This is a genomic window from Mesorhizobium sp. M4B.F.Ca.ET.089.01.1.1 (genome assembly GCF_004022605.1).
In the GTDB taxonomy this organism is placed as follows: domain Bacteria; phylum Pseudomonadota; class Alphaproteobacteria; order Rhizobiales; family Rhizobiaceae; genus Mesorhizobium; species Mesorhizobium abyssinicae.
The window spans coordinates 1-534 of sequence record NZ_RZOS01001281.1 but is presented as its reverse complement, the minus strand read 5'-3'; the positions used below and the strand labels follow the sequence as shown (position 1 = coordinate 534).

1 protein-coding gene is annotated in these 534 nt (G+C 59.7%); it reads left to right on the top strand.

Annotated elements, in window-relative coordinates; translation table 11 throughout:
* Window positions 1-179: 179 nt before the first annotated feature.
* Window positions 180-534, top strand: a 355-nt coding sequence (locus EN780_RS37155; RefSeq protein WP_245500279.1) for a hypothetical protein, incomplete at its 3' end; no start/stop codon positions are given.

Below are 534 nucleotides of genomic sequence, written 5' to 3'. Positions count from 1 at the left end.
CCGAACGCGAGAGTGAAATATCCCCGCCATTTGCCGATGCCCGCAAGCGACCGTTGAGGACAGATCGATAGTTGCCGGACTTCGTCTACGTGGCAGACGCTTCGAAGCGAACCACTCCACCCAACGACACATCGTCTGTCGCCTGGGCGACGCCCGCAATAATCAGAGGACCGCCTGACATGAGACACTTGATTTATGCCGCCGGCATCGCCGGCGCCGCGCTCCTTCCAGCCACAGCGGCCAAGGCACAAGACGCATCCTGGGGCTGCCAAGTCCTGCTTTGCGCAGCCTCGCAAAACCCTTCCTGGCATGGCGTGGAATACTGCGTCCCGCCAATGATCAAACTTATTGCTGCCATGTCGAAGCCTGGCTTCTCGTGGCCCATCTGCAACGAAGCAAAGGCCGGTGCACCGGGTCGTGAGGAATATGCCGATTGCCCCGAAGGGACCAAGATCGGCTATAGCCAATATGGCCGGGACGGAAATCGCAGCGCACCGGATCGTTGCGTCAAGACCCTCAACACCTGTCAAACGC